The organism is Sulfitobacter sp. W074, from assembly GCF_025142275.1.
Taxonomy (GTDB): Bacteria; Pseudomonadota; Alphaproteobacteria; order Rhodobacterales; family Rhodobacteraceae; genus Sulfitobacter; species Sulfitobacter profundi.
In genome coordinates this window covers 2,721,935-2,747,767 of record NZ_CP081130.1, presented here as the reverse complement: position 1 = coordinate 2,747,767, position 25,833 = coordinate 2,721,935, and the positions used below count along the sequence as shown (strand labels likewise).

The window sequence follows — 25,833 nt, the reverse complement described above, 5'->3', positions numbered from 1 at the left end:
ATTTTGGAGTATCTTTGGGCGATAGGCTGACAAATTTGGCGATTGAGCAATTGCGCGATGCGCTTCGGGCCGTCGGCAGCCCGGCTTTTTTCGAGGCCTATAAGACCTTTTTCAGCACCCGCATCGCCTTCGGCACCTTCTTGATGTTGCGCTTTGATGCGGACCAACCGCCCTTACTGCTGGATCACTGGATCGAGCCGGGCAAATTGATCGGGCGGCCTCTCGAAGACTATATGGAGAGCAGCTATGCCTTTGACCCCTTCTATCTGTATCGCAGCCTGCCGAAGGAGGGCGGGCTGTTTCGTTTGGCCGACATCGCGCCGGACCGTTTCTTTTCCAGCGAATATTATCTGCAATATTACCGGGGCACCGGGCTTTGTGACGAGGTTGGACTGCTCATCCCACTACAGGATGGCGGCGTTGCGCATCTGTCGCTGAGCAGGCGGGATGGGCAGGGGCCTTTTCGGCGCAGTGAGCTTCGCAGCATGGAAAGCTATGCGCCCTTGTTGCTGGAGCTTCTGGCGCAGCATTGCATTGCCGTGGCCCCGGCCCCCGTCGACCAGCCCGGAACGGCCCGCCCCCCGCTGTCCGATGCCATCAGAAGCCATGCTGCGGATCGCCTGAGCATCGGTCTAACCCTGCGGGAGGCGCAGATCGCGGGGTTGGTGCTGCAGGGCCATTCGAATGCCTCCGCTGCGAAACTGCTCGATATCGCGACGGAAACCTGCAAGGTCCATCGTCGGAACCTTTACCGCAAGCTCGTCATCTCAACACAGCGCGAACTCTTCGGCGTGTTCAAGCATCTGTTGTAGTTGGTCTTCGACCCGATGGCTCTGGGCGGGGCATTCGAAATGCGTGGGTTGAGCGGCGATGGTGGTACTTTGACATATCAGAATTCAAAGCGCGGATGCGCAACCAGTGACCCCGCAGGGCGGGCGTTCCACGTCTGCTAGGCCGATTGTCCAACCCTCACCTGTCCGCCAACGCCCCGAGCGGGGGTAGGGCGAGACACGCGAGGGCTGGGTTGATAGCTCAGACCCTGCCTTCCATCACTGTTGCGGAGGCGCGGGCATGGCTGCACGCAGGGCGTCTTCATCGACCCCCAAAGCCTCTGCGACCTTGGCCAGATCGGCGCCACGCCCGCCTGCGTCTTCCATGGCCTGTCGCAGGGTTTCGGCATCCACGTTGAGGGTCTCGGCAACCGCGTCAAAGTCTGGGCCTCCGCCCGGCCCGCCGGGACCACCGCCAGCATTCGCAGACCCGATGCCGTTTGCAGCATTGGTCGCGAAGTTGTCCTGCGCGACCACGCCTGCCAGACAGGCAGGCAGGTTCGGAAAGGTGTTGCCCGCGTGATAGTGATACTCGGCCTCTCCGTCCGTTTCGGTCAGGCCGACATGGCCGCCGCAGTCATCCAGATCATCGGGAAGGGAACCGTCGTGGTTCAGCGGGCCAAACATCGCGAACCCGTCAAAGCCATAGCCAAACTGTGCCGTCTGATCCTGAGCGACGTTCACACATTCCGCATCGACGCCTTCGGAATCATAGATCGCGTTCACATCCGTAGCGGTCGCATGCCAGTGGTACCAGCCGCCCGGGTCGACATGGCCGCCGCAGGTATCAAGCGCGGGCATATGCCCGGTTTCCAGCACCGAAGGGGCGTCGGCGAAGATCGGGACGCCGTCCAACCCGATGCCGACCTTTGCAACAGTGCCAAGGCTGGTCGGCTCATCCGCCATCACCGGGTTCGTCGGAATGAGGACCGTCATCTCGACATCGGGATCGACCGAACCTTGGATGCACTCATGCGCCTCGGTCGGCCCTTCGATGCGAATGTCGAAAGAATAGACCTCTCCGTCTGCGTTGAAGAAGGTGTAGCCCTGCGCGTCCAGCATCCGCAGGAAATCGCCGTCAATCCGGTAGAGCCCCGCTTCATCGCCGTCCCAGTGCCAAATGCCGCCCTTGTCCTCCAAGGTCGCCGGACAGAACGGACCGATCTCAAGGTCGTCGGGCAGATATTTCACCACATAGCGCGCGCATTGTGCAGTCTCTCCGGTCTCGAGCGTGCAATCCACGATCTCGGCGGGGCTGACCAGCGCGGCATCCGCCACCGAATGCGCGTCGGGGTGCGCAAACGCAGCTGCCGGTGTGAAAACTGCGCAGATTGCGCAGGAACGTAGAAATCTCATCGCTGGGTCTCCTGACTCGTTACTTGTGAGTGTTGTCGGACGCCAAGCCGGGCACCTTGCCGCCGAGGCGGTCTCGGAGGCGGCGATTGAGCGTGGCGTGCGCGGCGGCATCCTCCGCGCCCAGAGTCTCAGCGATCAGCGTGTCGATATCGCGCCAAGCGGCATGGACATCTGCCAGCAACGCGCGCCCGCGCGGTGTCAGTTCCACGATATTGCTGCGCACTTCGGTCGGATCGACTTTGCGGGTGATGATGTCTGCCGCGATCAGCCGCCCGGTCATGGTGCTCATGCTGGCGGGGGTGATGGCGAACTCACGGGCGAGGGTGATTTGCGAAACGGCGCCCATTCGGGCAAGTGCGTCGATCACGCGGGCCTGACGGGGCGATATGCCGATTTCGGAAAGCCGGTGGCGCAGCTTTTCCTCCACCAGAGTGGCTGCATGAAGCAGATAGTGTAATTTGACGGGGTCGAACTGCATACTAACAGTTAGTAGGCTAATTAACGGCGAAAGGCAAGATCGGGCATGGCCGAGCCGAAGATAGGAGCAGCTGACGTGAATGCCGCGCATGGGGAGTTTGGCCCACGGGTCGAGGGGAACCGACATTTTTCATCGGAACGGCAATATTTTTGCGACGGAATATTCTTCGTCCGCCGTTTGAGAAGAAGCACATGTATCGCAGGGACCTTTCCAACACCCAATTTCGCACCGCTCGCCACTGTTTAAATCGCTCAGCCACGCCTTCGTTCGAGGCCGGGTTGTTCTGACATGGGGGGCGGTTTGGCAAGGCCATGAAACTTTCCCCCACAGCGCCTTTCAGGAGCCTGAAGACTTTGAAAAGATTAATCTACGCCGTCGTCTCCATCGTCAGCATTGCAGGCGCATATGGCATCGCATTCGGCGTGCCCGATGAGGTTGCGCAGCTTTGGGGCGGCAGTGTCACCCAGACGGATGATGCGCCTCAGAACGCGCGGCCCGGGCGGCGCGGCGGGCAAGGACGGGCGACAACCGTTGTGCTGACGCCGCTGGAGGCGCGCGCATATACGCTCGTCCTGCGCACGGTGGGCAGCGCGGTGTCCCTTCGCCAGACGGAAGTGACCGCAACCGATGCGGGCGAGGTGGTCGAAACCGCGCTTGCCGCCAATACGATGGTGGAAAAGGGCGATGTCTTGCTGAAACTGGACGACCGCACCGAACGGCTGGCGCTAGAAATCGCCGAGGCCAACCGCGATCAGGCGCAGGACACCGTTACCCGCTATGAGGGGCTGCGCAGCAACGGCAGTTCCGTGGTCACCGACGTAAGCCTTTCCGAAGCGCGGGTCGCCTTGCGCTTGGCCGAAGCCAATGTGGGGCTGGCCCAAGTGGCGTTGGATGACCGCACGATCAAAGCGCCGATCTCTGGCCGTTTGGGGCTGAGCGATATTAGTCTGGGCGATCGCTTGTCGAGCGGGGAGGCCATCGTGACCATCGACGACACCACCCGCCTGCTTGCCACATTCGAAGTGCCAGAACGCTCCATCGGTCTTTTGGCCGAGGGCAAACCGGTTCTCGTCTCCACGCCCACCTATGCGGGGCGCATTTTCGAGGGGACGATCACCGCCTTTGACAGCCGTCTTGACAGCGTGACCCGCAGTGCGACGGTAGAGGCCGAGATCGAGAACCCCGAGGGGCTGCTGCTTGCCGGTATGACCTTTGCCATCCGCATGACCGAAGAGACCGACCCGCTGCCCGTCGTGCCCGCAACCGCCATCACATGGGACCGCAGCGGCGCGGGCATCTGGGTCGCCGATGGGGGCAGCACCGCCCGCGTCCCTGTCACCATCCGCTACCGCGAGGGTGATCAGGTCTGGGTCGAAACCGAAGCCCCCTTGGGCGCGCAGATCGTGGCCGAGGGCGCGGCGAAGCTGCGTGAAGGCGCGCAGGTTAGCGCCGCTGGCGCGCGCGGGGGGCCAGACGCATGAGTTTCGAGAAAAAAGCGCACAAGGCCGGTTTCGCGGATGTTTTCGTGGCGCGTCCCATCTTCGGGATCGTGCTGAACCTGCTGATCATCATCGCAGGGCTGGCGGCCTATACCAGTGTCGACATCCGCGAGATGCCAGATGTGGACCAGCCCGTGCTTTCTGTCAGAACCGACTACGATGGCGCCGTCCCCAGCACGGTAGACACCGAAGTGACACAAGTCCTCGAAGACGCGCTCAGCGCGCTTGATGGCATGTCCTATATCGAATCCACGTCAAGCATGGGGTCGAGCCGCATCACCATCGATCTCTCGGACGGCACCGACGTCAACGTCGCCGCCAATGAGGCGCGCGAGATCGTATCAGGGGCCTTGCGGTCCTTGCCCGACGACATCGAAGACCCCAGCGTCAGCAAAAGCGACAGCAATGCGGATGCGATCATTCGCCTTGCGCTGCTGGGCGATGCCAGCCTCGACACGCTGACCCAACTGGCGGAAGGGGCGGTCTATGAACGGCTTTCCCTGATCGATGGCATTGCCGAGGTGACCCTGCGCGGGGACCGTGCCAATGAGTTCCGCGTGGCGGTGAACATGCCGTCATTGCTGAGCCGGGGGCTGACCATCTTTGACGTCTCCACAGCACTCGCGCAGCTGCGCGACGACACCGCACTGGGCTCGCTTTCCAGCGAAACGCAGACTCTCTCGCTCAGGGTCGGCAGCAAGGATGTCACCGTTGAGACCATTAACCAACTGCCGATCAATGACACGACCCAAGTCGCCGATATCGCGTTTGTGCAATTGATCCCCGAAGACGCCAGCGTCTATACCCGTGTGAATGGGGAGACGGCGATTGGTCTTGATATCACCCGGCAATCTGTGGGCAACACGCTGGAGATCTCGCGCGATGTGGGCACCGCAGTCGAGGAATTGCAGGCGCAACTTCCCGAAAGCGTGCAACTGTTGGTCACCTCGAACGACGGTATCTTCATCGAAGGGTCGATCAACGAGGTCGTCAAATCCATCCTCATGGCGACCGGCATCGTGGTGGTCGTGATCTTTCTGTTCCTGCGCTCCCCACGGGCCACGCTGATCCCCGCGGTTACGATCCCCGTGGCTTTGATCGGGACGCTTGCCGCGATCTGGCTTACGGGGTTTTCGGTCAACACGATCAGCCTTCTGGCGCTGGTATTGGCGACGGGGATGGTTGTCGATGATGCTATCGTCGTGGTCGAGAATATCGTGCGCAAGCGCAAGTCCGGCATGGGGGCTTTCGCCGCCGCGGCTTCGGGCGCGAACGAGGTATTCTTCGCCGTGATCTCCACCACCGCCACGCTTGCCGCCGTTTTCATTCCGATTTCCTTCCTGCCGGGGCAGGCGGGGGGCGTCTTTTCTGAATTCGGCTTCGTGCTGGCCTTTGCCGTTACCCTGTCGTCGATCACGGCGCTCACCCTTGCGCCCGTCCTGTCGGCTCTCTTGGACCCGGGCAAAACCTTGGGCGACGCAGAAGCCGCCACGCCGGGCGCATTGGCGCGCGGCTTTGACCGGGTGATGGATTTCGCCATCCGCACGCCGCTGCTGGTTCTGTCGATCGCCATAGGCTTTGCCATGATCGCAATGGGGGCCGCGTTGACCCTGCCGTCCACCGTCACGCCAGAGGAAGACCGTGGCTTCTTTCTCGTACAGGCGCGCGGGGCATCGGACACGACGATCGATTACCTCGATACGCAGGTCGCGCTGGTCGAAAACATCCTCGCCCCGTATCGAGAGAGCGGGCAGATCGAGACCGTGCAAAGCATTATCGGCGTCGGCGGCGGCACCAGTGCGTTCATCGTCGTCCGCCTGCCGGATTGGGCCGAGCGCGACTTTACCCAGCAGGAGTTGATCGCGCAGATCAGTGGTCAGTTGTCCGCGGTCCCCGGCGTGCAGGTGAGCGCACGGTCGACCAACAGCCTTAACATTCGTGGCGCGGGTGGCGGGCTGAGTTTCGCGGTGACCGGCACCAATCTGGCTGAAATGACCGAAGCCGCCGACAGGCTCACGGCGGCGATGGCCCAGGATGCGACCTTTCTGAACCCGCAACTGTCCAACAACAGCGTGACCGCGCAATTGGAAGTCACGGTAGACGACAGCGCCGCTGGCGATGTGGGGCTCAACAGTTCCGATGTCTCCTCCCTCGTGCGCGCCATGGTTCAGGGCGATGTGGCAGTCAGCGTCTTTTCGGATGATGTCGAAGTGGATGTGAACGTCGTCCCCGGTGGCCCGCCGATTGACGATCCGTCTGACATCGCCTCCATGTCCATCCGCCTCGACAGTGGCGCCTATGTACCGCTGTCCGCGGTTGCCTCGCTCGAGACGGTGGTAAGCGACGCGCAGATCGAGCGTTTGGGCGGAGCGCTGTCCGTCGCAATGCAGGCGAACCTTGGCGAAGGTGTCGATCTGTCCACCGCGATGGACCGGGTGCTGACACTTTCCGAAGAGGTTTTGCCCGATGGGATGGGCATCACCTTCACCGGAGAGGCCGCGACACTCGACGGCTCCCAAAGCGGTATCTACATGGTTTTCGGCGTCGCGCTGATCGTGGTGCTTCTGGTGCTGGCCGCCCAGTTCGAGAGCTTTGCCAGTGCGGTGGTGATCATGATGACAGTGCCCTTCGGGATGGCTGCCGCATTGCTGGCGATATCGATGACGGGCGGATCGCTGAACTACTACAGCCAGATCGGCCTTGTGATGCTGATCGGGGTCATGGCCAAGAACGGTATTCTGATCGTCGAATTTGCCAATCAGCTGCGCGAAGCAGGCGAAGACATCGACAGCGCCATCCGAAGCGCGCTGCGCCTGCGCATCCGGCCCGTGATGATGACGATGGTGTCGACTGTTTTCGGAGGCCTGCCGCTGATCGTGACCTCTGGCGCGGGCGCGGAGGCCCGGATCGCCGTGGGCTGGGTGATCGTCGGCGGTTTGGGCTTTGCCACCGTGTTCACCTTGTTTCTCACGCCGATTTTCTACCGCTGGATCACGGTCTGGGGTGCAACCCCCGGAGGGTCTGCGCATAGATTGAAAGCCGAGGTGGAGGCGACCGCAAGCGTGTAGCGCGACGGCCTTTGCGTATCGGATGCTCTCCCCTGCGCAAAGGCTGGGAGCGGCTACAAGGTCCACGGCTCTTGCATAGCTGACGGCGAAAAACTGCCCCACGCCAGCGACGGGAATCTCTCTGGCAGACGTTAAATATGACGTAAGCAAAGAGGAGAGACCCAATGCAAAACCGGATGAAAAAATGCGCGACTGTCGTGCTATTGGCAGCCACCACAGTGGCTTTCGTGCCGATGACGGCAATGGCCGACAGAGCGGAGGCTCAACACAGCCGTGTTGATCGCGGCGCCAAGGTGAAGGTGGTGAAACAGCAGCGCCATCGGCATGCGGTTGGCCAGCGTCTCCGCAAGCAGGATGTCGTCGTCGTCAAGAACTGGCGCGCCCGCGGCCTTTCGCGCCCGGGCCGGAATGAAGTCTATGTCGTCGATGGCAATGATATTTACCTTGCGGCCGCAGCGACGTTGTTGGTCAAGGCCCTCGTAAACTGAGATGCGCCCTCCGGGCAGGGGTTGATCCGCGATTGAGGGCCGGTGTTAGGCTGGAACGCGGGTCAAACCTTTCCCGGCGCGGCGGCCTGCAAGAACCGCCGGAAGGATGGCACCAGAACGGTTGCTCAGGTCCCGCCCACCGTCGACGGACCTGAGCTTTGCCGCGCTTGATGCATGCAAACGGATGGGTTAGCGTTTTTCGAGAGGCACCAACACGCCGGTTTCTAGGGGGCATGGGATCGTGAAAGCACTGAGCCGAATCTCGACAAGGTCCACGCCCATCGAAGTGCTACGCGACGATATTCTGCAAATCTGCGGTGCGTTCGAGGTGGAACCCGCGCGCCGCGATGGGCCGTCTCATGGTCGGGCACGCAAGCGGGGGATGGGTGGCTTTGACGCCGCACTGGTCTCGCTCGACGCTCAGGAAGCAGCCCGGACCCAGACCTGCATTCGGCGCGATCCGGGCGAATATTTCTTTATGCTGGTACAGGATGTCGGCGAATGCGTGGTGCATCAAAGCGGCGCATCCACCCTCTTGCGGCCCGGTGACATGTTCATCGTCGACGCGACGCGCCCATCGAAATTTGTTTATGACGGGCAGTTGGCGCATCAAATTTCAGTGCATCTTCCGCGGGATGAGATGATCGGCAGGTTCGGCGCTATCTGTGATGGCGGTGTGGCGATTGACCGCAATGATCCGCTGTGGCTGGCGCTGCGGGCAGTGCTCTACAAGATGTTGCACTGCCCGCCCGAGGCAGGGTTACAGTTAAGCGAGGCGTTCTATGGGCTGATGGGGGCCTATTTCCACGAGCGGCGCAGCCAGACCTTGGATGCACGCGGGCAGGTCATGGAGCGCGCTCTGCAACTCATGACCCGCCACTACCGCGACCCTCAGTTCGGGCCGAGCGCTTTGGCGCTGCATTTGGGCGTATCGCTGCGCAGCCTGCAACGCTATTTCGAACCCTTGGGCGAAACGCCGGGTCAACGTCTGCTGCACCTGCGTTTGACCCAAGCGCACGCCGAACTCTCTCGCCGCGGGGGCAAAGAGGTCTCTGTCACCGACTGCGCCTATGGCTGCGGCTTTAACGATCTGTCGCATTTCTACCGTGCGTTCCGGCAGCGTTACGGCATGACCCCCGGTGCCGTTGTCGCAGAAGTCCGCAACGGTGGCGCGATCGTCCAATAGCGCTGTCGCGTTATCCCAAGATGCCCATCCGATCCGCGCCTAACCTCTTACCCGAGGAGGCGTTTCGGCACGGTGCCGGAACGGGATGACGGAGGACATCATGAAAGACACCATCGATAGCATCGGCCTGATCGCGGGCGGTACGCGGGTTGAAACGGGCGCGCGTTTCCCCGTGGCCAATCCCGGCACGGGCGGCCAAGCAGGCACGGCGCCGGATGCCGGTCAGGCAGAATTGGACCGGGCGGTTGCTGCGGCGAAGGCGGCTTTCCCAAGCTGGTCCGGCACTTCTGACGAAGAGCGCGCCGCCGCCTGCAATGCCGTGGCTGACACGCTCGAGGCGCATGCTGAGGAATTGGCGCAGTTGATTACTGCAGAACAGGGTAAACCCTTGGGTGGCATCGGTTCGCAATGGGAGTTGGGCGGCGCGGTCGCTTGGGCGCGCTATACCGCGAGCCTGTCGCTGCCGATGGAAGTGCTGCAAGACACACCCGAAGGCCGGGTCGAGATGTACCGCAAGCCGCTGGGCGTGGTGGGGTCGATCACCCCTTGGAACTTCCCCGTGCTGATCGCGGTCTGGCACATTTTGCCCGCGCTGCGCAGTGGCAATACGGTGGTCAGCAAACCGTCCCCGATGACACCGCTCGCGTCACTGCGCATGATTGAGTTGATGAACGAAATACTGCCAGCAGGCGTGGTTAATTCAGTGAGCGCCGCCGATGGTGCATTTAACATGGGCGCGGCCATGTCCGCGCATGAGGATATCGCCAAGATCGTCTTCACCGGCTCTTGCGGCACCGGCCAGAAGGTCATGCAATCCAGCGCCGAGACGATGAAGCGTCTGACCCTTGAGATGGGCGGCAATGACGCGGGCATCGTCCTGCCCGATGCCGATCCACAGGCGATTGCCGAAGGGCTTTTCTGGGGGGCGTTCATCAACAACGGTCAGACCTGCGCCGCGATGAAGCGGCTCTATGTTCACGACGATATCCACGATGCGGTCTGCGACGCACTGGTCGCCTATGCACGCAACATCAAAGTGGGCGAAGGCACGCAGGAGGACAGCGTTCTTGGCCCCGTGCAGAACCAAATGCAATTCGACAAACTCTCGCGTTTGGTGGCGCAGGCCAAAGAACGCGGGCAGGTTCTGCTGGGCGGAGAACCGGGCGAGGGGCTGTTCTACCCACCGACGATCATCGCCGGGATGCGCGCCGACGATCCGCTGGTCTACGAAGAGCAATTCGGCCCCGCGCTGCCGATCATCCGCTATAGTGATCTGGACGATGCGCTGGCGCAGGCCAATGCGCTGGACGTGGGCCTTGGTGGGTCTGTCTGGTCGTCAGACAAGGCGGCGGCCAAGGAGGTGGCGAAACGGATGGAATGCGGCTCGGTCTGGATCAACAGCCATGGCATGATTCAACCCAACGCGCCCTTCGGGGGCGTCAAGAAGTCAGGCTTCGGCGTCGAGTTCGGCGAAGAAGGGCTGAAAGAATACACCGACATTCAGGTAATTTTCGCCTGACGCTGGGAGGCGAGGGCGATCATTCGGTGTCCGCTATGGCGGGCACCTTCAAGAAAAACATGAAGGGAGACAGCATGTTACGTAAAATTATACTTGGCGGGGCCGCGGCCTTTGCCCTGACCAGCGGGGCGTCATTCGCGCACCCGCTTGATGGTTTTTCCGGTGAGGAATACCAAAAGATCAATGAAATCCTGCGCGCAGGCGATCTGGCCGGGGATGACACGCTCTATCCGCTGATCGAGTTGATCGAGCCGCCCAAGGCTGATGTGCTGGCATGGAGCGAGGGCGACACGCTCGACCGCCGCGCGATGGTGCATATGTCCAACGCCGACAACAGCGGTTTTGTTGAAACCATCGTAAACCTGACCACTGGAGAGATCGAAAGCAGCGCCCCCACCGAAGGCCAGCCGATGATCCTTTTCAACGAGTTCGCCAATGCTATGACCGCCGCACTAGAGCATCCCGACATGATCGCGGGGCTGGAGAAACGCGGGCTGACGCCGGATCAGGTGTTCTGCCTGCCGCTCACTGCGGGCAACTTCTTCTCTGACGAAGACGACGGCACGCGCTTGATGAAAGTGCCTTGCTATGTTTCGCCCGAAGGGTCGAATTTCTATGCCAAGCCGATTGAGAACATCTATGCTGTGGTCGATCTGCAAAGCGGCAAGGCGCTGCGTGTGATCGACGAAGGCAACGTAGCGATCCCCGAGGACGGCTGGGGCTACACCGGCGAGGAGATTGAGGCCCGGACCCCACAACGCGCCGCGACCAATCCCGCCGTGCTGACCCAAGAGGGCGGGCCGAACTTCACCTATGCCAATGGCGCGCTGGAATGGGATATGTGGCGCATGCGCCTGCGGGTCGACAAACGCCCCGGTCCGGTGCTGTCGAACATCGACGTGAAGGATGGCGAGGAGTGGCGCACGCTGCTCTATCAAGCGCATCTGTCCGAAGTTTTTGTGCCCTATATGGACCCAAGCGCTGGGCTCTATTGGCGGACCTATATGGACAGTGGGGAGTACGGCTTTGGCCTGTTCCTGACCCCGCTGGTGGCCGGGATCGACTGCCCCTCTTACGCGACCTTCCTGCCAGCAATGATCGCGGGCGACGATGGCCAGCCGCTGGAGATCCCCGACGCGGTCTGCATCTTTGAGCGCAACATCGGTGATCCGGCTTGGCGACACTTTGAGGTATTTGCCCAAGGCCCCGACCAATACACCCCCGCCGAAGGTCGGCCCGAGACGGAACTGGTCGTGCGTACGGCGTCAGAGGTTGGCAATTACGACTATCTGATCGACTACCGTTTCAAGCAGAACGGCCAGATGGAGATCAAGATCGGTGCCACGGGTCTCGATGGTGTGAAGGGTGCCGATGCGACGTCGATGGATGATCCTTCGGCAGCGCGAGAAACGGAGTATGGCACGCTGATCGCGCCCAATCTGGTAGCGGCGAACCATGACCACTACTTTAACTTCCGGCTCGACTTCGACATCGACCAACCCAGCAACCGCTTCATGACGATGGACATCGTCCCCGCCGAATTGGCCGAGGACAGCCCGCGCAGGTCCTTGTGGAAGGTTGAGCACAACATGCCCAGATCCGAGGCCGAGGCGACCTATCAGGTGTCTTCGTTCAAACCGCGCTACTTCATGCTGCAAAACCCCGACCGCAAAGGCCCGTTGGGGCACAAGCCGGGCTACATGATCCACCACGGCAGCGTCGCCTATGGGCCTTTCGACTTTGAGAACGACCCCCCGATGATCCGCAACGCCTATATCGAGAATTCGGTTTGGAACACGGTGCATGATCCTGAGGAACGATATGCGGGCGGTAAGTTTGCTTTGCAAAGCGACGGCTCAGACACGCTGGCGCAATGGGTCAAAGAAGACGCGCCATTACAGGATCAGGACATCGTGACGTGGTTCACGGCAGGCTTCCACCATGTGCCCCGCACCGAGGATTGGCCTGTGATGTCGACCGAATGGAAAACCGTGCATATCATGCCGCATAACTTTTTCCCGATGAACCCGGCGATCACGATCCGCGATCCTGAATAAGGACGCTTGAGAAAAGAGGGAGGCGAGAGGCACAAGGTCGCTCGCCTTTCTCAGCCGCAAGGTGAAGTTATTCCCTGCGCAGAAACAGCTCTACTAGAGCGCTGGCATCCAAGTCATGGCCAATACGGCGGGCAGCGCCGAAGAGCCGCCGCTAGACCCTACCGCGCAAAACCTAGTGTGGTATATCAACCTACCCTCGCATCGGGCACGGGGATCAGCAGGGTCAGTCGATCTGGGTTCATTTCGGCGATCACGATGGTGCCATCGTCCTGCACAGCCAATCCGTGACCATAGGTTGAAAAAGTACGGCAGCGGCCAATCAGCTCACCATTCGGGGCATATGCCGACAGGCGCGGGGTTTGGTCAGTGACCAGCAAGACGCCTTGGGATGTCAACGCCAGCGCCATTGGTTTGTGCAGGCCTTCGATCTGACCCAGCCAGATGCCTTCGGGGTCAAATAACTGAACGCGGTTGTTTTCGCGGTCCACCACGCAGAGCCTGCCTTGGCTGTCGAACAACAGGCAGTGCGGGGTCGAAAACGCGCCCGCTTCGGTCCCGGGATGTCCAAAGGTTTTGAGGTGGCGCAGCGCCGGGTCAAAGATATGAACGGCGCTGTTGCCATATCCGTCAGCGACATAATAGCGTCCGTCCGGACCTTGGGTGCAATCGCAGGGATGATTGAAGGGCCGCCCCAAGCCGGGATGCTCTGCGCAGTCCATACGGGCGGTTTCTTGTAAGGTGTCATCAAGCAGCACGACCTTGTGGCCATCCATGTCCGTGGCGGCGACTTGGCTGGCGGAGGTCGCGCGCAGGCCATGGCCGCAAACGAACTGCGGCAGATCAGCGGTTTCGCCCAACATTGCGCCGTCCAGCCCGAGCATGACCAATTCAGGCGCTTGCCGTCTGAGGACCACGATCCTGTCGCCTATGACCGCGACATCGGAAATACCCGATAGCATGGGATCGCTGACATGGGTCACACGGTAGCGCTGGGCGCCCAAGGCCACATAGGCAGAGGGGCGCTTGGCCGTTTCGCTCACAGCGCGCCCTGCAATGTTTCGGCCATATTGATCAACATCGCATCCCGTCCCGCAGACGCGGTCAGCATCAGCCCCGCGCCGGGGTGGCTGGTGATCGGCATGCTGACCGAACAGCCGTCTATTACATTCGCAAAGCTGGTGTTGCGCAGCGCCGGCAGATTGATGCGGTCATAGGTGGCATCCTCGCGCAGATCATCCAGCTTTGGCGGCATGATGGCCACGCTCGGCAGGGCGACCGGCGTGTCGCCAAACAGATGCGCCGCCCGTGCGATCAATGCTTCCCGCGCGGCTATCGTGCGGGCAAACTCGATCCCGGTGACACCATCCGCCCGCGCCATACGTGATGCCACACGCGGATCAAGCTCTGCGCGGGCGTCGTCGAAATGCGCCCCGTGATGGGCGCGGGATTCCACTGCCGAGAACTGCCAGACGGGCAGGGCGCGGTAGTCATCGAAGAAGTCGAGCGTTTGTCGACGTAGGCTCACGCCAGATGCCTGAAGCGCTTCGAGGGCGGCTTCGAAGGCTTGGGCAACCTCGGGGTCCAATTCGTCCATGCCGAAATTTTCCGGCACGATGACGGCACGCGGCGCGGCAGACGCGGCGAGCGGTTGGTCGCGTAGCACGTTCAAAACCGGGCGCAGCAGGCCGACTTCTCGGGTCAGTACGCCGACACTATCAAGCGAATGGGAAAGCGGCACCGCCCCCGCGCGGGAGATCGTCTGTGCCGTGGCCTTGAACCCGAAGAGCCCGCAAAAGGCCGCCGGGATACGCGCAGAGCCGCCAGTGTCTGTCCCAAGCGCGATGTCTGCCACGCCGCGCGCCACGGCAGAGGCACCGCCCGAGGTCGAGCCGCCCGCGATACAGCCTTCTCTCAAGGGGGTGAGGGGGGTGCCGTAATGTGGGTTCAGGCCGAGGCCGGAATAGGCAAACTCGGTCATATTGGCGTGGCCGATCAGCCCGGCGCCTGCGCTGCGCAGCCGCGCGACCGCCGCGGCATCCTTGGTGGCGGGCGACGTGCCTTTGCGGACCAGCGACCCCGCGTGGGTGACTTGGCCCCGCACGTCGAACAGGTCTTTGACCGCTACGTTCAGCCCCGACAGTGGCCCTTCGCCTTCGACCGGATCATCGAAGGTCCGGGTGAAATCGGGCGCGGCAGCGCGGGCGCGGGCCGCGTCGAGGAGGGATTGAGGGGTGTGTGTCATCAAATCAGCCTTTAAATCGTTTGTTCCACAAGCCACGTCGCGATGCCGGGGAATGCCGTCAGCAGGATCACGGCCAGCACCAAGATCATGAAATAGGGGATGATCATGCGGGTAATCTCAAAGATCGATTTACCAGTCAGGCTCTGGATCACAAACAGATTGAACCCCAGCGGCGGCGTGATCTGCGCCATTTCGACGACGATGATCAGATAGATCCCAAACCACACCGGATCGATCCCCACGGCAGCCACGGCGGGCATCACAACCGAAGTCGTCAGCACAACGATGGAGATCCCGTCGAGGAAACAACCAAGGAGCACGAAGAACACGGTCAGCACGGCGATCAAACCCGCAGCGCTCAGCCCGCTGGCGGAAATGAGTTCGGCCAGTTGCCCGGGCAAGCCAGAGAAGCTCATCGCGGAGGTGAGAAAGGCCGCGCCAAGCAGGATCAGCCCGATCATCGCAGAGGTGCGGGTGGCCCCCAAAAGCGAGGCGACGAAGGTCTCGGCGTTCAGCGACCGGCCAAAAGCCGCGATGATCAGCGCCCCGGCCACACCGATGGCGGCCGCCTCGGTTGCGGTGGCCACACCGGCATAGATCGAGCCGATGACCCCGATGATCAAGCCCACCACCGGCAGCAACATGCGCAGGCGGCGCAGGCGCTCACCCAAGGGCATGCGGGGTTCGGGGTCTGGCACGCCATCGGGGTTCATTTTTGCCCAGATCGCGATATAGCCCGAAAACAGCGCCATGAGCATCAGCCCCGGCACCACGCCCGCTATGAACAAGCGGTTCACGGACACTTGGGCCGCGACGCCATAGACGATCATCACGATCGACGGCGGGATCAACAGGCCTAGCGTGCCCGATCCAGCCAAGGAACCGATAGCAAGCCGGTCGGCATAGCCGCGCGATTTCAGCTCTGGCAGGGAAATGCGGCCAACGGTTGCGGTGGTGGCAGCCGAAGACCCCGAGACCGCCGCAAAGATACCGCAGCCCACGACGTTGACATGCGCCAAGCCGCCGGGCAGCCGCCCGACCCATGGGGCCAGACCAGAAAACAGGTCTTCGGCCAGACGTGTGCGGTAAAGAATTTCGCCCATCCAGATGAACAGTGGCAGCGCCGTCAAAGTCCAGCTGGCGGAATGGGCCCACATGGTGGTGCCGAGGATCGCATCGACCGGCGTAGAGGTGAACATCAAGAAGATCACGACGCCCGAGGCCATCAGCGCCACGCCAACCCAGATGCCCAAGCCCAAAAGCACAAGCAAGGTCACGACCAGAACGGCCGATTGCAGAAAAATATCCATGATTATTCGCCCCGACCTTGTTCGTTTGTATCGTCGCTCTCGACTGGCAGCCCGAGGATCAGGCGCAGGGTGCGCTCGGCAAAGGCCAGTGCAAACAGCACCGACCCCAGCACCATCGCGGATTGCGGCCACCACAGCGGGACGGCCACCACGCCTTGGCTGACTTCATTGTAGGTCCAGCTTTCGTGGACATAGCCAAAGATCGCCCAAGCGACCCAGCCCATCATCACGGCGGCAAAGGCCGCCGCCAGAATATCGGCGATATGACCCAGACGTTTCGGCATCAACTGCCGCAACGATGTGACGCGAATATGATCCCCCCGTATCAGCGTGGCCGGCAGCGCGAGGAAGATCGACGCACTCAGCCCCCATGCCGCGAAATCATCGGCTGAGGGGATTTGGCTTCCCATCAGGCGCAGGCCAATCTGCGACAGGATCAAGACCGCGATCCCCAGCAAGGACAGCGCGGCCAAGGCTCCGCAAAAGTTGAAGAGATGGCGGGTCAGCATCATGGCGGCGGGCTCCGAATAAGGGGGCGGGGAGGGGGCGAATACCCCGGTCTAGTAGAAAAGGCCCGGGCAAACGACTGCCCGGGCCTGCTGAGATCAGTTCATCGCGTCGACGATTTTCTGACCTTCTTCGCCAGCCTGTTCCAGCCATTCCGCGCGCATTGTCGCGGCGATGGTTTCAAAGTCGCTGGCCAGCCCTTCGGGGGTCGGCAGGACGTTCATGCCATTGTCGGCCATTGTGTTGGTTGCTTCGCCAGTGGCTTCCTCGGCCATCTCAAAGCCACGGGTTTCCGCCAGTTCAGCCGCTTCTTGCAGCGCGGTTTTCACCTCGTCAGACAGGCCGTCGTAGGCGCCTTTGTTCACGATCACCATGTTCTTGGGCAGGAAGGCCTGAACGTCATAGTAATGCGACACGAAGTCCCATGCTTGGCTGTCGACACCTGTCGAGGGCGAGGTGATCATGCCGTTGATGACCCCGGTCGAGAAGGCTTGGCTGATCTCGGAAGTGGCGATGGTGGCGGGAACGGCGCCCAAAAGCTCGGCCAGACGCGCGGTCGAGGGGTTGTAGGCGCGGAATTTGACGCCCTCGAAGGAGGCGGCATCGGTCACTTCCTGGTTCATGTAAACGCCCTGCGGCGGCCAGGGGGCGGCAAACAAAAGCACCAGACCATCTTCGGCCAGCTTTTCTTCGTAGATCGGGCGGGAAGCTTCCCAAAGAGCGCGGGCCTCGTCAAATGTCGTCGCCAAAAGCGGCACGGCATCGGCAGAGTAAACCGCGTCTTCGTTGCCAAGCGCTGAGATCAGAACTTCGCCGATGGGAACGATGCCGCGCTGCACGCCGCGCTTCAGTTCGGGGCGCTTGAGCAGGACCGAGTTCGACACAACGTCGATTTCCAGCGCGCCATCCGACAGGCGGGCCACGTCATCAGCGAAGGCGCGGATGTTCTGGGTCAGATAGTTGCCGTCGGGCGCATCGGCCGACATTTTCCACGTTTCGGCATGGGCAAGACCGGCTGTCAGGGCCGCGATCGCGGTTCCGATGAGAAGGTGTTTCATGTGTGGTATCTCCTGTTGGGGTGGTTTGTTGTTCTTGCCCTGCCGTATTGGCAGGTCAGGGTGGTTCACTCAGTCTTCCAATGCGGGCAGGTCTTGCGCGTCCAGCGACCACATCAGGCGGAAGGTTTCGGCCTCGCGCACCGCGCCGCCCAGCTTTTCGGTCAGTTGGCGCAGGGTCGCTTCGGCGATCGGCTCTGACGTCACATCCACCGCGATGCAAGGCGCCAGAACGCGCCCTTCGGTGTTTTCAGACGGCAGCGGGGTCGAAAGGGTTTCGTCGGGGATCATGTGATGCACGCGCAGCACACCCTCTTCGGCCATCAATTTACCAAGCACGTCGGCGACGGCGTCGCTCTCCATGGCATCTGGCACCAGTTCGATCAGCACCAGCGCGCCGCCCCAGCCAAAGCCGCCCTCTTGCGCGACCTGCATCACCCGACGGCGGGTGTTGGACATGCGCCCGAAGTTGGTGATCGACCATTGGGTCTGTTTGGTAAAGGCTTTGCGGTAGGCTTCAGAGGTGAAATCGGCAAGGTTGCTGGCGCGGTAGAGCGCGAGGTAGCGCCGTGCCGAGCCCGATACCGCCCGATAGCGCCGCGCGCCGGTGAAGCCCGGAATGCGAACGCGCTCTTCCATATGTTCCCGGTCATACCACTGGTTAAAGTCAGCCTCATGATCGGGGTCGATATCGCTCCAGACGAAAAGCTGTGCCTGATCGGTTGTACGGATATTGCTCATTCTGCATCCTGATCCTTGGACAAAGCTTTCCCGTCACGTGGCGGGGCACGGCCCGTCTCCGTCGAGGTGCGGTCAAGCTCTGTCGATTGTTGTTGGGGCACACTTGCCGAGATGGGGTCCAACGACAAACGGGATTATTCAGGGGGGGGTGATAGGGTTTTCCGATCAGGCCAATTCAGGCCGTGTCAGGTCTGCCGCTGATGACGCTCCGCACAGGCCCGCGCAAGATCGGCAATTGCCTTGTAGGTGGCTACGTCGGAACTGCGCCGCCAGATGCAATAGAGGGGGAGCGGCGGCAGTTGCGCATCGACATCAAGCTCATAGATTCCCGGCCCGGCCAAATCGCAGGCCAGCGGCAGGGTCGCGATGCCCAGCCCGCGCTGCGTCAACCGAGCAATCGCAGCCATCGAGGTGATGCAATGCACGATCGAAGGCCGCAGGCCGCGATCGCTGAAAAGCGCAAGAACATTGGCGTGCGGGCGTGAATTGCGGGTGAAGGTGATCAGCGGGCTGGTAACGACATCGGCGAGGGACAGTTTCTCGTCGCGCATCCCCTCGGGGCCGAACCATCCCATGGCCAGCGGCGGCAAGTCCGCGCAAACGCAGGTTTGGTCGTGGCGGTCATCTGTCGTCAGCAACATATCCAGCGCGCCGCGTTCAAAGGCCGCGGCGATGTTCGGCGTGGGCTCGACCGTCAGTTCAAGCTCCAGCCGGGGATAGCAGCGCGCCACTTCTTCGATCAGGTCACAAAGCCAAGTATGAACGACCGAAGACACCAACCCCAAACGCACCCGCCCCGCGGCAGTGGTGGGATCGGAGAGCGTGTTGCGCAAATTGCGCTCTGTCGCGAGCATCTCTTGCGCCTTATCGAGGATCATCGCCCCGGCCACCGTGATCCGGGTGGCGTGGAATTCACGGTCAAACAGGTCCACCTGAAGGTCCGTCTCAAGTGAGGAAATCCGACTGGACACCGTCGCTTGGCTGACATTCAACTGCTCGGCTGCCGCCCGGAAGCTTCCCAAGTTGGCGACCGTGACGAAGGTTTCTAAAAAGCGCGTGTTCACCAAGAACCTCTCTTTCTCTGTTTCGGTCGCGAAGAACGAGGGTAGGTTAAGCTGGCGGTAAAGTCACCTGTTCTCAATGGGCTTTTGGCCCGGGAAAGCGGCAGCGGAGCGCCTGTAGCGAGCGCTGCGTTCGAACGGTCCGGCATGGTTGGCAGCGCAGCTACATTGTGTTTCGTCTGGATGGCCCCACTGAAGCCCATTAAGTTCGTCCGGGGAAAGGGGCACTTCGGACACTATCTGATTTGCCCAACGGAGCCGGGGTTGGCCCGCGCTGGTTGGCCCTCTCTAACCGCAGGTGGATGACACGACTATGGGGAAAGAAGTCCAGACCGTCGCGGTCAAGCCGGACAAGGCGGTTGCAAGATTTACCTTGCGGTAGAAATCCGTGGTCGGACCAAAAGACCATTTCCCCACTGTCAGCAATAGAAGCAGTTGCAACACAATCGCGGCAAGCCAGGCTATCAGCAGCGCCCAGCGAAAAAGTGACAAGCCGAGCCAGGCGACCTCCGGCCAGCCAAGGGCGCAGCCGAGGCCGTGCAGCCCGTAGATCGCGCTGAAACTGGCCAGCCAGACCAGCAACGGCAGGAGAATGCGCAGCAACTCTCTCACGCGATCATCCCCGGCAGATGCGCCGCAAGCAGGATCAGCACCGTGATCGCTGCCAGATAGTCGGACCAGAGCGCCACAATGGCGAAACCCGCCCGACGCTGAGGCGACGTGAAACCACGCCGGACCTGCAGGATCAGAAAGCCCTGCATCAGCCCGACGAGCAGTGCATGGGCCAGCCCATAGGCGCCGAGGATCAGGAGCGTTGCGGCATAGGCATGGCCGTCCGGGGGCGGCAGGCGCAGCAGCAGGGCCCCGAACACCACCGCCGTGGCAACCGTCGCCAGCAACGCCGGAGCAAGGGCGACCATAGGGGCGGTGCCCGCGCGGTTGCGGCGGGCGCTCAGGTGCTGGGCCAAGGCGGCGGCGAGCGCTGCACCGATGCCGAAGGCAAGCTCGACCCAAGAGGGGGCGAGCCATTGGGCTGGGGGCCAGCCGGGCGCGACGGTCCAGAGGAAGGCATAGCCGAAAAGGAGGGAGCCGAAGAAGGTCGCATTGGCCACCAGCAGAAAAGTCGAGCCCCACCAGCCCGGCGATTTGTCGCCCTCACTTGCCAGCGGCAAGACCGCGCCGCGTCCAACCTTTTGCGGACCTTGATCGCCGCGCGCGCTCAATTGCCAGACCCAGACCAGCGCCAAGGCCGCCACGCCGGCGAGTGCCAGCGGGGTGAGCCAAAAGAGCTTGAGCAGGATCGACAGGAAGAACCCGCCCGTCACCGCCGCCATCAGGATCGGCAGCCGTGTGTTGCCGGGATAGATGACCAGCGCTTCGGGGCGACCGCTGGCGGCATCGACCATCAAGGTCTCGCGCCGGGCCACCTCGGGCGCGCCGAGGTAACCTTCGCCCTTGGCCAACCGGTTGGCCAGATCTGGCGTGTCGTAAAGCGGGGCACGCGCGCCCACCATCGGCAGGCTGGCGAAGTTATAGGAGGCGGGTGGCGACATGCCGGCCCATTCCAAGGTACCGGCCCGCCACGGGTTGCGCGGGCCGCGCACCGCGACGAAGCTGTGGATGATGATGTCGACCAGCACCATCGCAAGGCCGATCGCCATGACGAAACTGCTGACCGAAGAGATGAAGTTAATGACCCCCCAGCCAGTCTCGGCGTCATAGGTCTCGATCCGGCGGCGCTGGCCCAGCAGGCCGACCCAATGCATCGCCAGAAAGGTGCCGTGAAAGCCTAGGAAGATCAGCGCGAACGCCAGTTCGCCAAGCCGGAACAGCCGCTTGCGTCCGCTCACCAGCGGCAGCCAGTAGTAGATCCCCGCCAGCATCGGAAAGACGAAACCGCCGAACAGCACATAGTGCAGGTGCGCGGTGATAAAGGCCGTGTCATGGGCCTGCCAGTCAAAAGGCACCACGGCCACCATCACGCCGGTCAGCCCGCCGATGATGAAGGTGACAAAGAACCCGAGGATGTGCAGCATCGGCATGTGCAACTCGGGCCGCCCCTTCCACATGGTGCCGATCCAGGCAAAGACCTGCACCCCCGTCGGCACCGCCACCAGCGTCGAGGCCGCCGAGAAGAACGCCAGTCCCATATGCGGAATGCCGGTGGTGAACATATGGTGCACCCAAAGCCCGAAGCTGAGGAACGCCAGCGCCAAAGCGCTCGCGACGATCCAGCCGTAGCCCAGCAGCGTCGTGCGCGCCATCACGGGGATCACGGTCGAGATCACCCCGGCGGCGGGCAAGAAAATGATATAGACCTCCGGGTGGCCGAACAGCCAGAACAGGTGCTGCCAAAGCAGGCTGTCGCCGCCCAGATCGGCTTGGAAGAACGGCAGGCCGAAGGCGCGCTCAACCTCAAGCAGCACCGAGCCGAGGATCAGCGGCGGAAATCCGGTAAGGATCATCAGCGAAGTGACCAGCGCGTACCAAGCAAATATCGGCATCTTGTCGAGCGACATGCCGGGCGCGCGGTATTTCAGGATCGAGACTGTGAATTCGACGGCGGCGCAGATCGCGGAAATCTCGACGAAAGTGATGCCGATCAGCCAGAAATCGGTGTTGATGCCGGGCGAATGCAGCGGACCGGTCAGCGGCGGATACATGAACCAGCCGCCATCGGGCGCGATGCCGAAGAACAGCGCCACCAGCAGCATCGCGCCGCCGAAGGCATAGCACCAGTAGCCGTAAGCGGTGAGCCGCGGGAAGGCGAGGTCGCGGGTGCCCAGCATCTTGGGCAGCAGATAGATCGCCAGCCCCTCGAAGGCGGGAATGGCGAAGAGGAACATCATGATCGTGCCATGCATGGTGAAGAACTGTGCAAAGGCACCGGCGTCCACGAAGGCGGAATCGGGCGTCGCGAGTTGCGCGCGGATGAGCATCGCTAACACACCACCGACGAGGAAGAAGAAGAAGGCAGTGACAAGAAACATCCGCCCGAGGTCGGAATGGTTTACGCTGCTGGTCCAGCCCTTCCAGCCCGGCTCTGAGGCCCAGATCGTATCCAGCTTGCGGTGACGGCGCAGCGCGTTCATGGCGTCTCCTTCGCGGTAAAGGCGGCCCAGCCCGCCGGGTCATGGGCCTCGACCGAGAAGGTATGGCGGCTGTAGCCCTCGCCGTTGTACTCGGCGGTCAGGCCCCGGTAGGTGCCGGGGGCATCGGCCTCGATCCGCAGCACGTTGACATGACCGGGAATGGCGTCCAGCTTTCCAGCCAGACGCGGCACCCAAAAGCTGTGCACCACATCCCGGCTGGTGATCGCCACATCGACGGGCCGCCCGGCGGGGATGTGCAGCAGGTTCTCGGTGACATGGCCGGGGCGGTCGTCATAGGAAAAGCGCCAGGCCCATTGCCGGGCCTCGGCCTCGACCCGCACCACATCCGCCGCGGCGCGGGGCATCAGCCGCTCGCCGGTGACCAGACCATAGGCCAGCAGGGCCGCGAGGACCGCGATGGAGAAACATAGGCCCAAACCGATGATCCAGACCTTTTCATCCCGCGTGGCATTCTCCGCCTGCCGGGGTGTCCTGAAAGCGCCGATCACCAGCGCCGCCAACAGCGCGAGGATCAGCCCCGCGCCGATGAACATCACCCACCAGAGCGTCGCGATGGCGCGCGCCGCCGGACCCGCCGGATCGACCACCGACAGATCGCCGCTGCAACCAATCAGCACACCGCACGTTGTCCCTGCAATCACCCCCCGAAGGAGCCTGCCCCGATGAGCGAGCAAAGCAATGAGACGGGCGAGGACCGGTTGATCGACCCGATCGCCTCTCAGCCCGGCTATGAAGAGACCGAGACCCGCATCGCGCTTGAGGGCCACCCGATCCACGCCATGAGCGTGGCCTTTCCCATCGCGCTGTCCTTCTGCTTGCTGGGGGCCGATCTGCTCTATTGGTGGACCGGCGATGTCTTTTGGGCGCGGGCGGCCCTCTGGGCGGCGGGGACGGCGTTCTTCTTTGGCGTGCTGGCGGGATTTTCCGGCGCTGCTGAACTCTTGCTGGTGAGCGGCATCCGCTCCCGCGCTGCCGCTTGGACCCATGCGATCATCGCCGTGACCTTGCTGTCGGTCTTGGGCGCGAATTGGGGCCACCGGCTCTATGGTTATGAGGCGGCGGTGCTGCCTTACGGCATCCTCCTGTCGGGGCTGGGCGCGGTGATGGTGGGGTTCACGGGTTGGCATGGGGGCAAATTGGTCTTTGATTATCGTTTGGGCACGTCGAAGGGCAATTGACCGCCCCGCGGTTCAAGCAGCCAGCCGGGCAGGGGGAAGTCCCAGAGGTCGGGCTTGCCTAAAACCAGCATGAGGATCGCGATGACGGGGAGGCCGACGGCAGTGATCGGCAGATAGGATCGGGGCAGGCGGTGTTTCTCTGGCTTCTCGGCCACCTGCACCACCAGATGCCCAATCCAAGCATGGGCGGCGGCAAGCGCCGTGACAAACAGCAGCTTGGCATAGAGCCAGGGGACGAATGCCTCGCGAAAGAAGATCAGCCATGTGCCTGCCACCACCGCCACGACGGCAGCGGGGGTGACGAGGATGGCATAGGTCGTATGAGTGGCGCGGCGGATGCGACTGTATTCTGCCGCCGTGCCAGCGGGATCATGGCGCGACAGCATCAGGGGCAGGGCAAGCAGCCCGGCACACCACAGGATAAGCGCGGCGATATGCACGCCTTTGAAGAGCGTGATGAGAACCGGGAACCAGCCGCTCACGCGCTGCCCGCCCGCAGGGTCGCCCATCCGCGCCGTGCCACGGCCCCGGCGACGACCGCATAGGGCAGTCCCGCGGGCACCCACATCAGGATGCCGCCAAGCTGCTGGTCGGCCAGCGGCGAGAAGCCCCAGTCCATGGGGGCAACGGCATGGGCGGCATAAAGCGCTTCGGGCGCGAAGGTCAGGATCGCCCCCAAAAGACCCATCTGCGCAAAACCGGCGATGAGCAGGGTCAGCGCTTCGACAGGTGTGCGGCCGGGGGCAAACACTGCGCGCCAGAACCATAAGGCAGCGCCGAGCAGGCTAATCTGCATCAGCCAGTACACCCCGACATGCGAGAGCGCGAGGTCATAGGCCACCGGCAGATGCCAGCCCCAAAGCACCACGGTCGAGACCGCGAAGGCCGCCATCGCACCACCCGCCCGCCGCGAGGGCCATGCGCGGGCCAGCAGCGGCGCAGCCACGGCGACGAGCAGCACGTGATGCACCACCCGCGCCGAAAACAGAGCCGAGGAAAGCGCACAGAGGGGCGAGACGAAGGCCAGCACCAGAACGCCCACGGCAGCCAATCCGTGGCAGCTGCGCGCGCGCAGGACAACGAAGAAGAGCAGGGACAGAGCGGCGAGAAGGAGCGGATCGAAGTTCCAGCGAAACCAAAAATCCTCCGGCCCCGGTGCCGGTCCACAATAGGTTCGGATCCAAGCATCGCTGAGCAAGGTCTATTTTCCCTTCGGTCGTTCCTTAAGAGGAACGCTGCGCGCGGGCACATCGTTCCAAACGAATTGAGGCGCGGTTGGGTTTCCCCTCAGCCCGATCAATTTTCCTTGACCCCCGGTAAAAGCGATCCAGCTTCTACCACTGGGCGCATTACGCCCCGAGGCTACACGCATCACTTGGAGGGGTCACTTGTCTTTTCCGACGCGCCGCAAAATTCTGAAATCCTTGCTGTTCGGCGGCACCGCCATCGCCGCCCCTTCGGCTGTCTTCGGCGCGATCTATGGCCGGGGCGAGGGGATGCCTTGGGAGCCCCTGAAGGGCCAGCCGCCGTATTACGGCACCAATGAGGATCGGTTCTTTACCCCCGATGAACGCGAGGCCGTCGCCGCGATCTGCGCGCGGCTGATCCCGTCGGATGGGGACGGGCCGGGGGCGGTTGAGGCTGATGTGATCACCTTCCTCGACCGGCAAATGGCGGGGTTCTATGGCCGTGGGCAGCATTGGTACATGAAGGGCCCCTTCCGCGAAGGCACGGCAACCCAAGGCTATCAAAGCGAGCACCCCCCGGCAGAGCTTTACCGTCACGCGCTTGCTGAACTCGACGGCTATTGCCGCGCACAGCAGGACGCCGGTTTTGCCGCGCTGAGCGCGGCGCAACAGGACGAGATCCTCAAAGGTATGGACGACGAGGAAATCACCTTCGACCCGGTCTCGGCCAAGGCGTTCTTTGACCTGATCCTGAAAAACACCATCGAAGGCTATTTCGCCGATCCGATCTACGGCGGCAACCGGGACATGGTGGCGTGGCACTACGTCGGCTTCCCCGGCACCCGCTATGATTACCGCGATTTCGTGGGCCACAACGGCGCGCGCATTGATCTGCCGCCGGTCAGCCTAATGGGCCGTCCCGGCTGGAACAGCTCTGAATAAGACACGAGGTGACACG

Annotated in this window: 23 protein-coding genes; 9 read left to right on the top strand and 14 right to left on the bottom strand. The window is 62.4% G+C overall.

What is annotated here, in order from left to right:
* Window positions 1–14: 14 nt before the first annotated feature.
* Window positions 15–812: a LuxR C-terminal-related transcriptional regulator gene (locus K3762_RS13565; protein ID WP_132444386.1), complete on the top strand. Its 798-nt coding sequence runs from the start codon at window positions 15–17 to the stop codon at window positions 810–812.
* A 237-nt stretch (window positions 813–1,049) separates the two neighbouring features.
* Here K3762_RS13565 and K3762_RS13560 read toward each other — a convergent pair whose 3' ends face one another.
* Both K3762_RS13560 and K3762_RS13555 read right to left on the bottom strand, forming a co-directional pair.
* Complete coding sequence (locus tag K3762_RS13560; RefSeq protein ID WP_165935554.1) at window positions 1,050–2,186, bottom strand: YHYH protein; 1,137 nt, start codon at window positions 2,184–2,186, stop codon at window positions 1,050–1,052.
* 19 nt (window positions 2,187–2,205) lie between these two features.
* Window positions 2,206–2,664: a MarR family winged helix-turn-helix transcriptional regulator gene (locus K3762_RS13555; RefSeq protein ID WP_165935555.1), complete on the bottom strand. Its 459-nt coding sequence runs from the start codon at window positions 2,662–2,664 to the stop codon at window positions 2,206–2,208.
* A 353-nt stretch (window positions 2,665–3,017) separates the two neighbouring features.
* Here K3762_RS13555 and K3762_RS13550 point away from each other — a divergent pair, with 353 nt between their 5' ends.
* The 6 genes from K3762_RS13550 (at window position 3,018) to K3762_RS13525 (ending at window position 12,481) form a co-directional block, all read left to right on the top strand.
* Window positions 3,018–4,145, top strand: coding sequence for an efflux RND transporter periplasmic adaptor subunit (locus tag K3762_RS13550; protein ID WP_260009956.1), 1,128 nt, complete (start codon window positions 3,018–3,020; stop codon window positions 4,143–4,145).
* On the top strand, window positions 4,142–7,231 hold the full coding sequence (locus K3762_RS13545) for an efflux RND transporter permease subunit (RefSeq protein ID WP_260009954.1): 3,090 nt from the start codon (window positions 4,142–4,144) through the stop codon (window positions 7,229–7,231). The genes K3762_RS13550 and K3762_RS13545 overlap by 4 nt, the downstream gene beginning before the upstream one ends.
* Window positions 7,232–7,395: 164 nt before the next feature.
* Complete coding sequence (locus K3762_RS13540; protein WP_132444391.1) at window positions 7,396–7,719, top strand: RcnB family protein; 324 nt, start codon at window positions 7,396–7,398, stop codon at window positions 7,717–7,719.
* Between the two features lie 241 nt (window positions 7,720–7,960).
* Window positions 7,961–8,905, top strand: coding sequence for a helix-turn-helix domain-containing protein (locus K3762_RS13535; RefSeq protein WP_132444392.1), 945 nt, complete (start codon window positions 7,961–7,963; stop codon window positions 8,903–8,905).
* Window positions 8,906–9,005: 100 nt separating this feature from the next.
* On the top strand, window positions 9,006–10,424 hold the full coding sequence (locus tag K3762_RS13530; RefSeq protein WP_260009951.1) for an aldehyde dehydrogenase family protein: 1,419 nt from the start codon (window positions 9,006–9,008) through the stop codon (window positions 10,422–10,424).
* Between the two features lie 74 nt (window positions 10,425–10,498).
* The gene (locus K3762_RS13525) at window positions 10,499–12,481 is read left to right on the top strand and encodes a tyramine oxidase (protein WP_260009950.1); all 1,983 of its coding nucleotides are present in this window, start codon (window positions 10,499–10,501) and stop codon (window positions 12,479–12,481) included.
* Window positions 12,482–12,666: 185 nt separating this feature from the next.
* On the opposite strand, the gene K3762_RS13520 is transcribed toward K3762_RS13525, so the two are convergent.
* From K3762_RS13520 to K3762_RS13475, 10 genes are all read right to left on the bottom strand, one after another.
* Entirely contained in the window at window positions 12,667–13,521 is an 855-nt protein-coding gene (locus tag K3762_RS13520; RefSeq protein ID WP_260009948.1) for a hypothetical protein, read from the bottom strand.
* On the bottom strand, window positions 13,518–14,723 hold the full coding sequence (locus K3762_RS13515) for an amidase family protein (protein ID WP_260009946.1): 1,206 nt from the start codon (window positions 14,721–14,723) through the stop codon (window positions 13,518–13,520). Before K3762_RS13515 ends, K3762_RS13520 begins: the two co-directional genes overlap by 4 nt.
* Before the next feature lie 11 nt (window positions 14,724–14,734).
* Window positions 14,735–16,033 carry a TRAP transporter large permease gene (locus K3762_RS13510; protein ID WP_120351600.1) on the bottom strand — a complete coding sequence of 433 codons (1,299 nt, stop codon included), beginning with the start codon at window positions 16,031–16,033 and terminating at the stop codon, window positions 14,735–14,737.
* Between the two features lie 2 nt (window positions 16,034–16,035).
* A complete protein-coding gene (locus tag K3762_RS13505; RefSeq protein WP_132444396.1) occupies window positions 16,036–16,545 on the bottom strand; it encodes a TRAP transporter small permease in 510 nt (169 codons plus the stop codon).
* 93 nt (window positions 16,546–16,638) lie between these two features.
* On the bottom strand, window positions 16,639–17,598 hold the full coding sequence (locus K3762_RS13500) for a TRAP transporter substrate-binding protein (RefSeq protein ID WP_120351599.1): 960 nt from the start codon (window positions 17,596–17,598) through the stop codon (window positions 16,639–16,641).
* A 69-nt stretch (window positions 17,599–17,667) separates the two neighbouring features.
* Window positions 17,668–18,336 carry a DUF4286 family protein gene (locus K3762_RS13495; RefSeq protein WP_067627080.1) on the bottom strand — a complete coding sequence of 223 codons (669 nt, stop codon included), beginning with the start codon at window positions 18,334–18,336 and terminating at the stop codon, window positions 17,668–17,670.
* Between the two features lie 185 nt (window positions 18,337–18,521).
* Entirely contained in the window at window positions 18,522–19,400 is an 879-nt protein-coding gene (locus K3762_RS13490; protein WP_067627078.1) for a LysR family transcriptional regulator, read from the bottom strand.
* 285 nt (window positions 19,401–19,685) lie between these two features.
* The gene (locus K3762_RS13485) at window positions 19,686–20,009 is read right to left on the bottom strand and encodes a hypothetical protein (RefSeq protein ID WP_067941179.1); all 324 of its coding nucleotides are present in this window, start codon (window positions 20,007–20,009) and stop codon (window positions 19,686–19,688) included.
* A complete protein-coding gene (gene ctaD / locus K3762_RS13480) occupies window positions 20,006–22,489 on the bottom strand; it encodes a cytochrome c oxidase subunit I (protein WP_132444398.1) in 2,484 nt (827 codons plus the stop codon). The genes K3762_RS13485 and ctaD overlap by 4 nt, the downstream gene beginning before the upstream one ends.
* Window positions 22,486–23,127, bottom strand: coding sequence for a cytochrome c oxidase subunit II (locus K3762_RS13475; protein WP_240791576.1), 642 nt, complete (start codon window positions 23,125–23,127; stop codon window positions 22,486–22,488). The genes ctaD and K3762_RS13475 overlap by 4 nt, the downstream gene beginning before the upstream one ends.
* A 45-nt stretch (window positions 23,128–23,172) precedes the next feature.
* On the opposite strand from K3762_RS13475, the gene K3762_RS13470 reads away from it, so the two are divergent.
* On the top strand, window positions 23,173–23,688 hold the full coding sequence (locus K3762_RS13470) for a DUF2231 domain-containing protein (protein ID WP_132444399.1): 516 nt from the start codon (window positions 23,173–23,175) through the stop codon (window positions 23,686–23,688).
* Here K3762_RS13470 and K3762_RS13465 read toward each other — a convergent pair.
* Together K3762_RS13465 and K3762_RS13460 are read right to left on the bottom strand one after the other, a co-directional pair.
* Window positions 23,658–24,170 carry a CopD family protein gene (locus tag K3762_RS13465; protein WP_240791577.1) on the bottom strand — a complete coding sequence of 171 codons (513 nt, stop codon included), beginning with the start codon at window positions 24,168–24,170 and terminating at the stop codon, window positions 23,658–23,660. The two genes, K3762_RS13470 and K3762_RS13465, sit on opposite strands and share 31 nt — an antisense overlap.
* Window positions 24,167–24,886, bottom strand: coding sequence for a cytochrome c oxidase assembly protein (locus K3762_RS13460; RefSeq protein WP_240791578.1), 720 nt, complete (start codon window positions 24,884–24,886; stop codon window positions 24,167–24,169). Before K3762_RS13460 ends, K3762_RS13465 begins: the two co-directional genes overlap by 4 nt.
* 190 nt (window positions 24,887–25,076) lie before the next feature.
* Here K3762_RS13460 and K3762_RS13455 point away from each other — a divergent pair, with 190 nt between their 5' ends.
* Window positions 25,077–25,817, top strand: a complete 741-nt coding sequence (locus K3762_RS13455; protein ID WP_132444401.1) for a gluconate 2-dehydrogenase subunit 3 family protein — start codon at window positions 25,077–25,079, stop codon at window positions 25,815–25,817.
* Window positions 25,818–25,833 lie beyond the last annotated feature (16 nt).